We start from the raw sequence: 14,362 nt of genomic DNA on the forward strand, positions 1-14,362 counted from the left end.
CGATTACTAGGGGAAGCCACATTCATGTCGCGTTTCATTCGCCTGCTCTTGTTGATGTTATTACCCGCGCTAGCGTGGGGCGCGCCTGATGCGCCAGTGGTATTGGTCTTTGGTGACAGTTTAGCTGCCGGCTACGGCTTGCCGCAAAGCCAGAGTTGGGCCTATCTGCTCGGCAAGCAGCTCGCACCGCGCTACCGTGTGGTCAACGCCAGTGTCAGCGGCGAGACCAGCAGCGGCGGGCTGACACGCATCGAGTCGGCGCTGGAGCAGCACCGGCCTGCCATCGTGATGATCGAGCTGGGGGCCAACGATGGCCTGCGCGGCCTGCCGCTGGCCGACACCAAGCGCAATCTGGCAGCCATCATCGGCAAGGCGAAGCAGGCCAAGGCCAGGGTATTGCTGATCGGCATGCAGCTCCCGCCCAACTTTGGCGCTGCCTACGCGCGGCGTTTCAGCACCCTGTATTCGGAGTTGGCCAGCGAGAACAAAGTTCCACTGCTCCCCTTCCTGCTCGAAGGGTTTGCCGACAAGCGCGAGCTGTTCCAGGCCGACATGCTCCACCCCACCGCGCAGGCACAGCCGATGATCGTAGACACCGTGGCGAAGGCGCTGGAGCCGCTGCTCAAGCCTTGATCGTGGGGATTCGGAAAATGTGGATGACGCAGGCAGGCTAACGCGCAATCGGCAGACAAAAAAATACCCGCGATGTGCCGCGGGTAATCGCTTACGTGGAGTTGCAAGCTATTCGAAACGGTAATCGAAACCGAGCGATGCGGTAGGCTCCAGTTTGAAACTGGTCACGGACGAAGCGGCTACCTGCGCGCGATCATGTGCCGACACTTCGTTGTCGAGCACGGCGTTCAGCGTCGGGTTGCTGCTCGCAAAGCTGATCTTCGTGGGGCGGCCGGCTTGTGCCATGCCGACATCAGCCACCAGGTTCAAGCCTGTGCTGCGGCCACGGCTGCGGTTGAAATCAAAGCCAAGCACGGGCGCCACCTTGCTCAGGGTGACGATGCCAGCACACATGGCCGCTTCCTTGATGTCCTGCACGCCCTGCCCGACCGACTCTGCAATATTGGCCAAGCCACGGCCGATGCGGTTAAGCGGCGTTTCAGCAGGCGTGGGGCTCTCGCTATCCACCATCGGGGTAGCCGAGGCGACGGTGACAAGTTCAGGCTGGGACGAGTGGCGCTTGCGCAGCCATGTCCAGCCCAGCATGCCCAGATCGACGGTATTGGAAGTGCGGATGACTTCAACAGGGACAACCGCCCGGTTGTCGAGACGGGCAAGCAATTCGGCAGGAACGGAAACGCTGCGGGGCATTTCGCCCCGCAGCTCCGCGGGTTCGACGAGCGGGTTGCTGCCCAATTTGGCGCCCAATGCAACGGAGCTTCCGAGGCATCCCAGCAACACAAGAGCACAGCACCGCAACTTCATCGTGTCTCCTCACTATGCGGTTGATTTCTTTATAGTTACCGCACGACCCTATTCGGATTTGAATTTATACTCTAATTATTCAATTGTCAACATCACCCCGCCACTAAACTGGTTAATCCACAGTACAGATTGCGCCTGGCTTTTCTCGCACCAGGCCGAAAGTGGCAATGCCATTCATCTGTTATCCCAGTTGTGACAGAATGTTAGACATGCTCAACGAACGTTCCCAAATCCTGCTCAAGACCCTGGTGGAGCGCTATATCACCGAAGGGCAACCGGTCGGCTCGCGCACCTTGTCGCGTTTTTCCGGGCTCGACCTGAGTCCCGCCTCGATCCGCAATGTGATGTCCGACCTTGAGGAGATGGGCTTCATCACCAGCCCCCACACCTCGGCAGGCCGCATCCCAACTGCCCTTGGCTACCGGGTGTTTGTCGATACGCTGTTGACGGTCAGGCCGCTCGAAACGGTCGAGATCCATCAGCTGGAGGAGCAACTACACCCCGACAACCCGCAACGCCTGATCAATTCGGCATCACAGCTGTTGTCGGAGCTGACCCAGTTCGCCGGCGTGGTGATGACGCCTCGCCCGAGCAATGTGTTCAAGCACCTGGAATTCATTCCCCTGGGCGAACGCCGCGTGTTGCTGATCATCGTCACACCGGAAGGCGACGTGCAGAACCGCATCCTGACGACAGACCGCATCTATTCGCAGTCCGAGCTCACCCTGGCCAGCAACTTCTTCAACCAGCACTACGCCGGCAAGACGCTGGACGACGTGACGTTCAACCTGCGTGACGAGCTGCGCCAGTTGCAGACCGATATCAGCTCCTTGATGGAGGCAGCCCTCGCCGTCAGCAGCCAGGCCTTCAGCAGCGGCGGCCAGTACGTGATCGCGGGAGAGCGCAAACTGCTCAACGTGGAAGACCTGACCAGCAATGTCGCCAGCCTGCGCAAGCTGTTCGGCTTGTTCGAGGAAAAGACCGAGATGCTCAAGCTGCTCGAAATCAGCCGCCAGGCCGAGGGGGTCAAGATATTCATCGGTGAGGAGTCCGGTGTCACGCCGCTCGACGAATGCTCGGTGGTCACCGCCCCGTATGAAGCCAATGGCCAGATCGTCGGCACCGTCGGCGTCATCGGCCCGACACGCATGGCCTACGAGCGCGTGATACCCATCGTCGACGTGACGGCCAAGCTCTTGTCGAGCGCGCTATCCGCGGGGACGAGCCTGACCTGAGGCAGGCGAGGTGCAGACAACAAAAAAGCTGGCCATGCCAGCTTTTTTGTTTGGATCAGGCTGGCGTTCACGCCATCCGCTTCAACACCTCATCCTTGCCGATCAGCGCCAGCACGGCATCGATGGACGGCGTCTGAGTGGTGCCGCAGACCAGCACGCGTAGCGGCATGCCGAGCTGGCCCATCTTGATGCCCTCTTCGGCGCAGAACGGCTTGAACAGCTCGTGGATCGCCGCGGCGCTCCAGTCCACCAGCTCGCTCAGCCTGGCGGCGAAGCGGCCCATGCGCGCACGCGAAGCATCGTCGAGGTGCTTGGCCAGGTCTTCGTCGCTCGGCATACGCTTCTTGTAGAAATAATCGCACTGGCCGACCAGGGCATTGGTGTCCTGCACACGCTCCTTGACCATGCCGATCACGGCGCCAAGCTCAGGGCCGGCCGACACGTCGATACCGGCCTCAGTCAGTCGCGGCGCGATCAGCGCGGCGAGCTTGCCATTGTCGGACGCCTTGATGTGCTGGGCATTGAGCCACAGCAGCTTTTCCTTGTCGAAGCGCGACGGGCTCGGGCTCACGGCTTCGAGGCCGAACCATTCGACGAACTGCTGCATATCGAAGAATTCGTCGTCGCCGTGTCCCCAGCCGAGGCGGGCCAGGTAGTTGAGCAGCGCCTCGGGCAGGATGCCCATGCCGGCGTAGTCGACTACGCTCACCGCATCGCGGCGCTTCGACATCTTCTGGCCATCTTCGCGCAGGATCATCGGCAGGTGGCCGTAGACCGGCAGCGGCGCGCCCAGCGCGGTAAGGATGTTGATCTGGCGCGGCGTGTTGTTGACGTGGTCGTCACCGCGGATGATGTGGGTGATATTCATGTCCCAGTCGTCGACGACGACGCAGAAGTTGTAGGTCGGGCTGCCATCACCACGCGCGATGATCAGGTCGTCGAGCTCGACGTTGGCGATCTCGATACGCCCCTTGACCGCGTCTTCCCACGCCACCACGCCGTCGAGCGGGTTCTTGAAACGCACCACGGGCTGCACACCCGCCGGGATTGCGGGCAGCGTCTTGCCCGGCTCGGGGCGCCAACGGCGGTCGTAGCGTGGTTTGTCACCACGGGCCTCGGCCTCGGCGCGCATGGCGTCGAGTTCTTCCTTGCTGCAGTAGCAATAGTAGGCGCTGCCGGCTTCGAGCATCTGCTGGATCGCGGCCTTGTAGCGGTCGAAGCGGTGGGTCTGGTAGAACGGGCCCTCGTCGTAGTCGAGGCCGACCCAGTGCATGCCGTCGAGGATCGCCTTGACGGACTCGGGGGTCGAGCGCTCCAGATCCGTATCCTCGATGCGCAGCACGAAGGTGCCGCCATGCTTGCGGGCATAGGCCCAGGAAAATAGCGCGGTGCGCACGCCACCGATGTGCAGGTAACCGGTGGGGCTGGGGGCGAAACGGGTGCGGATCATAGGCGGACGATGGTGCAATCGGTAAAACCAGTGATTTTACCCGTTAAGTGCGCTTGGCGTAATGGCGGCGCCAAAACCGGCGTTAGCGCATGGGTGAGCAGAATAAAGCGCTTATACTGCAGACAGCGAGACAACAATTGCGCCAACTGACATGTCAGCATCGCCACACTTCTACCTGCTGGCCGCAGCGGCCCTGACTGTGTCCATGTGCTGCGCAGCCGAGCCATTGCGGCTCGTCACCGAAGAAAATCCACCCTACAACTATGCCTCGCGAACGGTGGATGGCGTTGCCGGCATCTCGACCGATATCGTGGCGGAAGCCGCCCGGCGCGCCAGTGTGGCAGTCGAGTTCGAACGCTACCCCTGGGCCCGTGCCTACTGGCTGGCGCAGCACGATGCCAACACCTGCATCTACTCGACAGTGCGTTCACCGGCGCGCGAGGGCCTGTTCCGCTGGCTGGGCCCGATCGCATTCAACCGCTGGGCGCTATTCGCCCGTTCGGATTTCCCATATGCATTGAAGTCGCTGCAGGATACGCGACGCTTCACCATCGGCGGCGCGCAGCAGGACGCGCGCACGCTCTATCTGCGCGACCTGGGCTACAAGGTCGATGCCGCCCCCGACGACAAGTTGAACCCACGCAAGCTGCAGGCAAAGCGTATCGACCTCTGGGTGGCGGGCCTCTACAAGGGACGCTCGTTCGCCTCGGAACAAGGCGTGGTGGACATCAAGCCGGTACTGGTATTCCACGAGGTCGAGTACTACCTGGCCTGCAATCCGAAGGTCGACGACACGATCTACGACAAGCTCGTAGAACAACTCGATGCCTTGCGCAACGAGAATTACCTCAACGCCTACTCGCCCTCCATCGACGAGGGCAAGAAGCACTGAGCCCGGCCAGTGGCCGTGATCGGGCCGCGCAGGCAGGATGGCGCCTGTCTGCAGCCCAATCAGCGCCTCACTGCAGCACGCCATCCACCATGTGCAGGATGCGATCGGCCCGCGCCGCCAGATCCGGGTCGTGCGTGACGATGACCAGGGCCGTGCCCTGCTGCCGGTTCAACGCCAGCATCAGCTCGTAGACCTCCCCCGCCGTCCCGCGATCGAGGTTGCCGGTAGGCTCGTCGGCCAGGAGGCAGGCAGGCTCGTTGATCAGGGCGCGGGCGATGGCGGTGCGTTGGCGCTCCCCGCCGGACAGCTCGCCCGGCTTGTGCGCCAGCCGGTGTCCGAGCCCGACCTTTTCCAGCATCGCCTGTGCCTTGGCCCTGGCTGTCGCCGGGTCCTCGCGCCGGATCATCAGCGGCATCGCAACGTTTTCGATCGCGCTGAACTCCGGCAACAGGTGGTGGAACTGGTAGACGAAGCCGAGCTTCTGATTGCGTAGCTCGCCCTTGGCGCGTTCGCTCAGCGTGGCAATGTCCTGGCCGGCGATCTCGACGCGCCCCGAGCTGGGTGCATCCAGCCCACCCAGCAGGTGCAGGAACGTACTCTTGCCCGAACCCGAGGCGCCGACGATGGCGACGATTTCACCACGATTGACCGTGAAATCGATGCCATGCAACACCCGTACATCGAGCCGCCCTTGCTGGAATATCTTGGACACGCCCTGGCAATGAAGGATCGCCTCACTCATAGCGCAGCGCCTCCGCCGGATTGACGCGCGACGCGCGCCAGCTGGGGTAAAGCGTCGCCAGCAGCGACAGGATCAGCGAAACAATGGTAATCGTGCCGACATCGGACCATTGCAGGTCGGACGGCAGCTCGGTGATGAAATACACCTCGCCGGAGAGTATCTGGATGCCCAACAGGCGCTCGATGGTGGGCACGATCACATCGATGTTCAATGCCGTCACGATACCGGCAAGCGAGCCGACGATGGTACCGATGAAGCCCACCACCGAGCCCTGCACCATGAATATCTTCATGATAGAGGCCGGCGACGCGCCCATGGTGCGCAGGATGGCGATGTCGGCCTGCTTGTCGGTGACCGTCATCACCAGCGTGGAGACGAGATTGAACGCCGCAACCGCGACGATCAGCGTCAGTATGATGAACATCATGCGTTTTTCGATCTGCACCGCACGGAAGTAGTTGGCATTCTGCTGCGCCCAGTCACTCACATAGGCGTCGGCCTTGAGGCTGTACAGCAACTCGCGCGCGATCCTCGGGGCCGCCATGACGTCGTTGACCTTGAGCCGGATGCCGCTCACGTCGTCACCATAGCGGAACAGCCGCTGCGCGTCGGCCAGGTGGATGAAGGCCAGCGTATCGTCGTACTGGAACAGGTCCATGCGAAACACGCCGACCACGGTGAACTGCTTGAAGCGTGGCATCGCACCGACCGGCGACACCTGCCCCTGCGGCGTGATCAGCGTGACCTTGTCGCCGAGCCTGACACCAAGCTCGCGCGCCACGCCGCTGCCGAGCACGATGCCGAAGCCGCCCGGCACCAGTCGTGGCATCGTGCCGGCCACCATGTGGCGGCCGACGTCGGACACCGTCGCCTCGGCATCCGGCAGAATGCCCTGGATCATCGCCCCCTTGACCGAGCCATCGAAGCTCAGCAGGCCTTGTCCATTCAGGTAAGGCGCCGTGGCGATCACCGCGCCATTGCGCCTAACCTGCTGGGCGACCCCCTGCCAATCCGGCAGCCGATCGCGCGGGCCGCTTACCTGAACGTGCGACACCACCGACAGCATGCGGGCACGCACCTCTTTCTGGAAGCCGTTCATGACCGACAACACGACGATCAGTGCCCACACGCCGAGCGCGATGCCGACCATCGAGGCGCCCGAAATGAAGGAGATGAAATGATTGCGTCGTTTTGCGCGCGTGTAGCGCAAACCGACAAATAGTTCGAATGGGCGCAAAAACGCCTCCGTGCCACGAAATCAAAGCGCTGAAGTTTGCCATATGCACCGCCCGCTAACCAGCGCGGGCGTATGACAGTCACTGTCCGCACCGGCCTGAAAAAGTTCACGGCGCGGCAAAACGAAACACTGCTAGTGGCCCGCCTCGACGCTGCTTGTCAGTGATTTTCGTTTATACTGAATATCAAATATTCGAACCAGTTATAAGAGACGCTGCCCGCAGCGACACTCAATAGCTGCTGGCCATCAGCGCCCACCGGGCCACCATTCATGTTCAACAAACTGTTCAATCGCGAAAAGCCCGAATCACGCCAGGACGCGGCACTTGCCATCGTCACCGGCGCCCTGTCGCAGTCGACGGCACAGGGCCTGGGCTCGGTGCGCGCGTGGCTGGAAGGCCACGCCGAGGCCATGATGCAGAAGCAGACCTGCATCGAAACGCTCGCCCACATCGACGACGCACTGCGCCAACTGTTGGTCAAGGCAGAGCAGGAGCTATATCAGGCGCATGCCAATCTGACACGCACCCAGCTGATCCTGCAGGCGGCCCTGCCGTTCTGCACGGTCATCGCCAACACCACCGCGCGCGCGGTGGCGGCCGAGGGGCCCGTGCTTGCCAAACGCTCGGGGCAGATCGGCGCGGTACAGTCGGCGATCGCCTCTTTCGTGTATTGGGCGGCCAAGGGCTACCTGATGCGCTTCATCGGCCAACCCCAGTCGGCCGGCTTTCCGTGGGCCAAGATCTATCCGCTCTACGATTTCGGCCGCAAGATCGAGGCCGGTGCGCTGTCGAAATTCGCCGGTAGCGCCACCAGCGGGCTGGGCCAGATCAAGAAGCAGCTCGCCTACCTGCTGCTGCTGACCCGCACCTTGTCGCCGGACCTGAACGGCCGCCAGATTCTGGTTGCCGACCGCCTCGTCACCATGTTCACGGCCTTCGTCCAGGTGGCGGATCAGCACAGCGCCGACACGCCCTTCGCCACAGCGCAGGACAATGGCCAGCCGACCTTGCTCGACGACAATGCGGTGGTCGTCGCATCGCAGCAGCCGGCGTTCTACTTCGGTGTGCAGCGCTGCAGCACCGAGCTGGTATCGCTCGAAACCATGATTACCATGCAGCATCGCCTGCCGCCCAAGCTCGAAGAAGACTGGCGGCTCGACATCGGCGAGGCGCTCACCGTGCTGCGCCACCTCAAGGCACGCTGGAGTGGGCGCCAGTCGATGCGCCGCGACAAGCGCATCCAGGCCCAGGGCAATATCCAGCTAGCCTACGAGTTTGCGCCGGTGCGGCGCCTGATCTCGCTGATGGAGAATGCCGCCCAGGTCAAGACAGTGGAACCCACGCGCACCGTCGGTGAGCTGGAGAACATCAGCCAGAGCGGTCTGGGCGTGATCCTGAGCCCGAACGCAAGCTGGGCGCGCAGCGGCCGCCTGATCGGCATTCGCCAGGCCGAGGCGCCGCGCTGGAGTGTGGGGGTGGTGCGCAGAATCGTCGCCCGCACTGACAGCTCGTCGCTAGCCGGCATCCAGGTCGTCAGCAGCGCGCCCGAATCGGTTCGGCTGGTCGAGCGCGCCAAGGTGTCGCAATGGGAGCAGGTCACCAGCGCCGAGACGTTCAACAATGTGCTGGCCATTTACGCGCCCAAGGCCGAGAGCACGGCGGCGCGGCTGATCACGGCGGGCAACACCCTGTCGGTCGGCCAGGAATACGGCGCCAGCCTGGTCGAGGGCAACGCGCTGATCAAGGTTCTCGATATTGCCGAGCTTGGCGGCGACTTCGTCATCTACGACTGCGATGTGCTCATTCAGGCGCCCCCCACCGATGAACCGGCGCCACGGCCGCACAGCCCACCTCCCCGGCTCAACATCATCTGACGGCATGGTAGCGGGGCCCTCCGGGGCGCCCCGGCACGCGGCCGGTTTGCCGTCGGGATTTTTTACATGTCGCATATATAAATCCGCTGCCAATCGCGGATCATCACCCGACATACCCAACACAACATATTAATTATCAACAAGTTGCGAAGAACAATAAATTTCCAGACACGACAAACAGGCAGGCGGCGTGTCGATTACATTTACACAATCAAATATAAAATCATTCCCACAACGGCAAACGCTTGATAGACATACGTTTCAAGTAATGGCACGGCTTATGCTTACTCCTTTGGCAAACGACTCTTGGAGCAAGCCGTGTTTAAAGCCATCTCCCTTAGCGTACTGACACTGGCCTCTGCCTCTGTGCTCTCGGCGCCCATGCAGGTAGACGGTAATCTCGCCGATTGGGGTGCGTCGGTGCAGGACTCGCGCAATGCCCACCCGGCCAGTGTATTCAGTACGGTGAATGTCGGCGCGGGCAACAAGCTGTTCAGCTATTCGATTGAAGACACCAACGATCTTGCTGGGCACGGCTTCTACCTCGGCCCGCAATACGGCGGCCAGGACTATGACGTCGAATTCATGGCCGCCGCGCTATCGGCTGGCCGGGTATTTATAGCCATCGCAACCGGCCAGCGTCCCGACAACGGCTTCAGCTACTACAGCCCTGGCGACATCCGCATCGTGGCGGACTCCGGCGCCGTTTACGGCATCGAGATTGGCGGCGGCAAGGGCGACAGCAGCAAGTCGCAAGGCACGATTCACGCAGGCGCCGCCGGCACCACCTACGTGCTGGATGGCTCGGGCAACACCATCAATGTCAAAACTGCCGCGGCCAGCCAGGTCGCCGGCTCGGTCTGGTCAAACGTCAGTTGGATCAAGAGCCCGGTCGATCGCAGCACCGATGTCCAGTTCGAGGTGAATAGCCAGTCGACCCGCCTGGGCGTGGCCGATTTCGTCTACACACGTGACAGCATCACCACCCAGCACGCGGTGATCGAGCTGTCGCTCGACCCGGCTTGGTTCACCGGCGCCCACACGCTTGATTTCTACTGGGGGCCGTCCTGTGCCAACGACCTGCTGATGGTCAGCGACGATCTGGCCGGCAGGGTCCCCGAGCCCGGCGTACTGACCCTGCTCGGCATCGGCCTGCTGGCCGGGGTGGCTGCCCGCCGGCGGCGACAGCGATAACCCCATAACAACAACGGCGCGAAATGCGCTTGGGCGATTCGCGGCCACCATGGTGGCCGCTTTTTATTTGCCGATAGGGCTTGCCACAGCGGGCTGGTAAAATGGCACTTTTACGCCTGCCGGCGACCCCGCCTACCCCATGCAGTTGACCGTCGTCATCCCCCACCTGTTCTGGCCCGATCCCGAGTTGCCGGACATCTACCGCGACTTGCCACTCCCTGCCGCAGAAAAGCTGCTGTCGCGTGGCAGGCATCTGCCCGATACCACGCACGGCCTGCTCGACTGGCTGGCACAAGCCTTCCAGCTCCCTGCCGGCGACATGGTGCCGCTGGCCCCGCTGTCGCTGGCGCTCGACGGCATCAGCCACGACCAGGCCTATTGGCTGCGGGCCGACCCGGTCGTGCTGCAGCTGAACCGCGATCAACTGGTGCTCGCCGACAGCGGAGTGCTATCGCTGTCGCAACACGAGGCTGATGCGCTGATCGACACCTTGAACCGTCATTTCGAGAGCGACGGGCTGACCTTCGTTGCGCCTCACCCGACGCGCTGGTATGTGCGCTGTGCACAGGCGCCGTCGATCACGGTGGCGGCCGTTGCCGACATCGTCGGGCAGGACATTCACCCCAACCTGCCGCGCGGCAATGACGCAATGGTCTGGCACCGCCACCTGAACGAAGTGCAGATGCTGTTTTACACCCACCCGGTCAACGAGGCGCGGGAGCAAGCCGGCGACCCGACCGTCAGCAGCCTGTGGTTCTGGGGCGGCGGCCGCCATGCGCCGCTGGCGGCCAGCCGTTTCGACACGCTTGCCAGCGACAACTGGGAGGCCAACGCCCTCGCCCACGCGGCCGGCTGCAACACGGTCGAGATGCCGACCACCGCCAGCGAATGGCTGAGCCAGCCTGCCGCGGCCAGGCCCCTGCTGCTGCTCGATTCGCTCTCGGGCCCGGCGCAATATGGCGATGCCTATGGCTGGCGTGAAGCCATCAGCGCCCTCGAGCGTGACTGGCTGGCGCCGCTGTGGCAGGCGCTCGCCACCCGCCGCATCGCCCGGCTCGAGCTGGTGGTCCCGGGCCGGTTGCGTTGTGTCATCACCCCGGCGGCCCGCTGGGCCTTCTGGCGGCCGGCCCGCACCTTGTCCAGCTGGGCGCCGGCCAGCCTGGAGGCCCGACAATGACGGCGATCCGCACGCGGGATTACAACCAGGCCCACTACGATCAACTGCTCGCCAGCGGCCACACGCCGCTGTTCGCCAGGCTGTACGCGGCACGCGGCGTGAGCGCCGAGAGCGAGCTCGAAACTGGCCTGGACAAGCTGCTGCCCTTCACCCGGATGAAACACGCCGAAGCGGCGGGGACCAGGCTCGCTGATGCGATCGAGCGCGGGGAACGCCTGCTGGTCGTCGCCGACTACGATTCCGACGGCGCCACCGCGTGTGCCGTTGCCCTGCGGGCGCTCGCCGGGTTTGGTGCCCGGGTCGATTTCATCGTGCCCAACCGCTTCGAGTACGGCTACGGCCTGACGCCGGAAATCGTCGAACTGGCGGCAGAGCGCGCCCCCGACCTGCTGATCACGGTGGACAACGGCATCGCCAGCCATGAGGGCGTGGCGGCGGCCAAGGCCCGTGGTATCGACGTTCTCGTCACCGACCACCACCTGCCCGGCGAGCAGCTGCCGGACACGCTGATCGTCAACCCGAACCAGCCTGGCTGCGGCTTTCCGAGCAAATCGATCGCCGGCGTCGGTGTGATCTTCTACGTGATGCTGGCGCTTCGCGCCGAGCTTCGCCGCCGTGGCAGCTATGCCAACCGCCCCGAGCCCAACCTCGGCAACCTGCTTGACCTGGTCGCGCTCGGCACGGTCGCCGACGTCGTCAAGCTCGACCCCAACAACCGGATTCTGGTCAACCAGGGCCTCGCCCGCATGCGCGCCGGCCGCGCGGCCCCCGGCGTGCTGGCGCTGTTCCAGGTGGCGGGGCGCCACCATAGCCGGGCAAACTGCTTCGACCTCGGTTTCACGCTCGGACCGCGCCTCAACGCCGCGGGGCGGCTCGACGACATGTCGCTCGGCATTGCCTGCCTGCTGTCGGACGATGCCGGCGAGGCCCTGCGGCTGGCAGGCGAGCTCGATCACCTCAATCGCGAACGGCGCTCGATCGAAGCGGGCATGCAGGAAGAAGCACTGGCGCAGCTCGACGGCATCGACGTCGAAGGCCGCCATGCGCTGAGCCTGTACCGCGAAGACTGGCATCAGGGCGTGATCGGCATCCTCGCCTCGCGCGTGAAAGAGCGCTACCACCGGCCGACCATTGTCTTCGCGCCGGGCAACGAGGGCGAGCTCAAGGGCTCCGGCCGTTCGATCGCGGCGCTGCATCTGCGCGACGCCATCGATCTGGTCGCCAAGCGCCACCCAAGGCTGATCCTCAAGTTTGGCGGCCATGCGGCGGCGGCGGGGCTGACCATCGCGGCGCACGACATCGATCGTTTCCGCGCGGCATTCGACGCCGTCGCGCGCGAATCGCTGAGCGAGCATGACCTCACCCGCGAGGTCGTGACCGATGGCGAGCTGGCCGCGGCAGATTGCACGCTCGATACCGCGCAGTGGCTGGCCACCCAGGTATGGGGGCAGGGCTTCCCGCAGCCGATATTTCATGGCGAGTTCGGCATCGCCAGCCAGCGAGTCGTCGGCGGCAAGCATCTGAAGCTGAACCTGGTTGCCCGTGGCGGCACACTCGATGCGATGCTGTTCAATCATGCCGATGCACTGCCCAACCGCATCCGCGCGGCTTATCGGCTCGGCGTCAACGAATACAACGGCGCCACCACGCTGCAGCTGATCGTGGAGCACTGGGAAGCCGCTTGATCGCGGTCAAACCGGCCACCACGGCGGCGTGCACGGCTGCCCGCCCGCCGCTACACTAGAGGCAGGGAGCCCTTGTTCATGCCGACAGACCTGTTTGATTCCGCCAGCCTGGCGCCGCTGCGCGCCTTCACCACCAGCCTTGCCATCGGCCTGTTGATGGGGCTTGAGCGCGAGCGCAGCCCGGCAGCCAAGGCCGGCCTGCGTACCTTTGCGCTGACCGCCCTGCTGGGCACGCTCGCAGGCTTGCTCGGCAGCACGCTGGAGACTCCGTGGATCGTCGTGGCCGGCCTGTTCATCGTCGGCACCACCATCGTCGCCGCCTATCTTCACCCGGCCAACGACCAGGCAGACCCGGGCACCACCACCGAAGTAGCGCTGGTTTTCTGCTATGGCCTCGGCGTGCTGTGCTGGTATGAGACACGCAATCTGGCGGTGATGCTGGGCATTGCCGCCACCGTGCTGCTCTATTACAAGTCGGAGCTGTCCGGCATCGCGCGCGGCCTCACCCCCAAGGATCTGCGCTCGATGCTGCAGTTCGCGGTGCTCAGCCTGGTCATTCTGCCCGTCCTACCCAACCAGGACTTCGGCCCCTACGACGCCATCAATTTGTACCAGGCCTGGCTCATGGTGGTGCTGATCTCCGGCGTGAGCCTGGCAGGCTACGTGGTCTTGCGCCTGCTCGGCGAACGGGTGGGCGCGCCGCTGCTGGGCCTGCTCGGCGGTATCGTGTCCAGCACGGCATCGACGCTGATCTACTCGCGACTGGCAAGAGAGAACCTCGGCCGTGCCGGCTTTGCCGCGGTGGTGGTGGTGCTCGCCCACCTCACTGTATTCCCGAGGCTCACCCTGCTGGGCGCCGCCACCGCACCGTCCTTGCTGGTGATGCTGGCGACGGCGCTCGGCAGCGGCCTGGCGGTCGGGCTCGTGCTGGCGGTCTTCACGCTCGGCAACGATACGCCGCATTCGCCACAGCCGGAGATGAACAACCCGACCGAGCTCAAGACCGCGCTGAGCTTCGGCCTGCTCTACATGATCGTACTGCTCGCCGCCAACTGGCTGCAGGATGTCGCCGGCCAGCGGGGCTTCTACATGGTGGCGCTGGCATCCGGCATCAGCGATGTCGATGCGATCACGCTCACGGCGATGCGCCTGTACAACCAGGGCAAGCTGCTCCCGCATGAGACCGTCACGGCCGTCGTGCTGGCCGTCTGCGCCAACACCGGCTTCAAGCTCACACTGGCCGCCAGTCTGGGCGGCCGGCCGTTCTTCAGGCAGGTGGTGGTGCCGATGGCGGGCGCCAGCCTGGTTTGCCTCGCGAGCCTGCTGTTTATCACCCGGCCTTGATCCGAATCAAATAATCTCCCTCCTCAAGCGTGACGGTGCCCTTGAAAAGGGCTGGTGTCGTTCCTATCTTGATTCTTACCAACGCTGAGCGCTC

The 14,362-nt window shown here is 63.8% G+C and carries 12 protein-coding genes; 8 read left to right on the forward strand and 4 right to left on the reverse strand.

The features are described 5' to 3' along the window. Positions 1–24: 24 nt before the first annotated feature. A complete protein-coding gene (locus tag ABWL39_RS07845; protein WP_367788781.1) occupies positions 25–633 on the forward strand; it encodes an arylesterase in 609 nt (202 codons plus the stop codon). A gap of 108 nt (positions 634–741) precedes the next feature. On the opposite strand, the gene ABWL39_RS07850 is transcribed toward ABWL39_RS07845, so the two are convergent. After that, a complete protein-coding gene (locus ABWL39_RS07850; RefSeq protein ID WP_367788783.1) occupies positions 742–1,437 on the reverse strand; it encodes a hypothetical protein in 696 nt (231 codons plus the stop codon). A gap of 209 nt (positions 1,438–1,646) precedes the next feature. Here ABWL39_RS07850 and hrcA point away from each other — a divergent pair, with 209 nt between their 5' ends. After that, entirely contained in the window at positions 1,647–2,672 is a 1,026-nt protein-coding gene (gene hrcA, locus ABWL39_RS07855) for a heat-inducible transcriptional repressor HrcA (RefSeq protein WP_367788785.1), read from the forward strand. A 67-nt stretch (positions 2,673–2,739) separates the two neighbouring features. On the opposite strand, the gene gltX is transcribed toward hrcA, so the two are convergent. Then, positions 2,740–4,122 (reverse strand): glutamate--tRNA ligase, encoded by a 1,383-nt coding sequence (gltX, locus tag ABWL39_RS07860; RefSeq protein WP_367788787.1) that lies wholly within the window; start codon positions 4,120–4,122, stop codon positions 2,740–2,742. Between the two features lie 151 nt (positions 4,123–4,273). On the opposite strand from gltX, the gene ABWL39_RS07865 reads away from it, so the two are divergent. Continuing rightward, a complete protein-coding gene (locus tag ABWL39_RS07865; protein WP_367788789.1) occupies positions 4,274–5,014 on the forward strand; it encodes a substrate-binding periplasmic protein in 741 nt (246 codons plus the stop codon). 67 nt (positions 5,015–5,081) lie between these two features. Here ABWL39_RS07865 and lolD read toward each other — a convergent pair whose 3' ends face one another. Then, positions 5,082–5,756, reverse strand: coding sequence for a lipoprotein-releasing ABC transporter ATP-binding protein LolD (lolD, locus tag ABWL39_RS07870; RefSeq protein ID WP_367788791.1), 675 nt, complete (start codon positions 5,754–5,756; stop codon positions 5,082–5,084). Further along, the gene (locus tag ABWL39_RS07875; protein WP_367788793.1) at positions 5,749–6,993 is read right to left on the reverse strand and encodes a lipoprotein-releasing ABC transporter permease subunit; all 1,245 of its coding nucleotides are present in this window, start codon (positions 6,991–6,993) and stop codon (positions 5,749–5,751) included. Before ABWL39_RS07875 ends, lolD begins: the two co-directional genes overlap by 8 nt. Before the next feature lie 270 nt (positions 6,994–7,263). On the opposite strand from ABWL39_RS07875, the gene ABWL39_RS07880 reads away from it, so the two are divergent. From ABWL39_RS07880 to ABWL39_RS07900, 5 genes are all read left to right on the forward strand, one after another. Then, entirely contained in the window at positions 7,264–8,868 is a 1,605-nt protein-coding gene (locus ABWL39_RS07880) for a hypothetical protein (RefSeq protein ID WP_367788795.1), read from the forward strand. 318 nt (positions 8,869–9,186) lie between these two features. Continuing rightward, on the forward strand, positions 9,187–10,062 hold the full coding sequence (locus ABWL39_RS07885; RefSeq protein WP_367788797.1) for a PEP-CTERM sorting domain-containing protein: 876 nt from the start codon (positions 9,187–9,189) through the stop codon (positions 10,060–10,062). A 139-nt stretch (positions 10,063–10,201) separates the two neighbouring features. Continuing rightward, on the forward strand, positions 10,202–11,239 hold the full coding sequence (locus tag ABWL39_RS07890; protein ID WP_367788799.1) for a hypothetical protein: 1,038 nt from the start codon (positions 10,202–10,204) through the stop codon (positions 11,237–11,239). Further along, positions 11,236–12,924: a single-stranded-DNA-specific exonuclease RecJ gene (gene recJ, locus ABWL39_RS07895; RefSeq protein ID WP_367788801.1), complete on the forward strand. Its 1,689-nt coding sequence runs from the start codon at positions 11,236–11,238 to the stop codon at positions 12,922–12,924. The genes ABWL39_RS07890 and recJ overlap by 4 nt, the downstream gene beginning before the upstream one ends. A gap of 78 nt (positions 12,925–13,002) precedes the next feature. Then, entirely contained in the window at positions 13,003–14,268 is a 1,266-nt protein-coding gene (locus tag ABWL39_RS07900; protein ID WP_367788803.1) for an MgtC/SapB family protein, read from the forward strand. The last annotated feature ends 94 nt before the right edge of the window (positions 14,269–14,362 follow it).

The sequence above is a fragment of the Chitinivorax sp. PXF-14 genome (assembly GCF_040812015.1).
Taxonomy (GTDB): Bacteria; Pseudomonadota; Gammaproteobacteria; order Burkholderiales; family SCOH01; genus JBFNXJ01.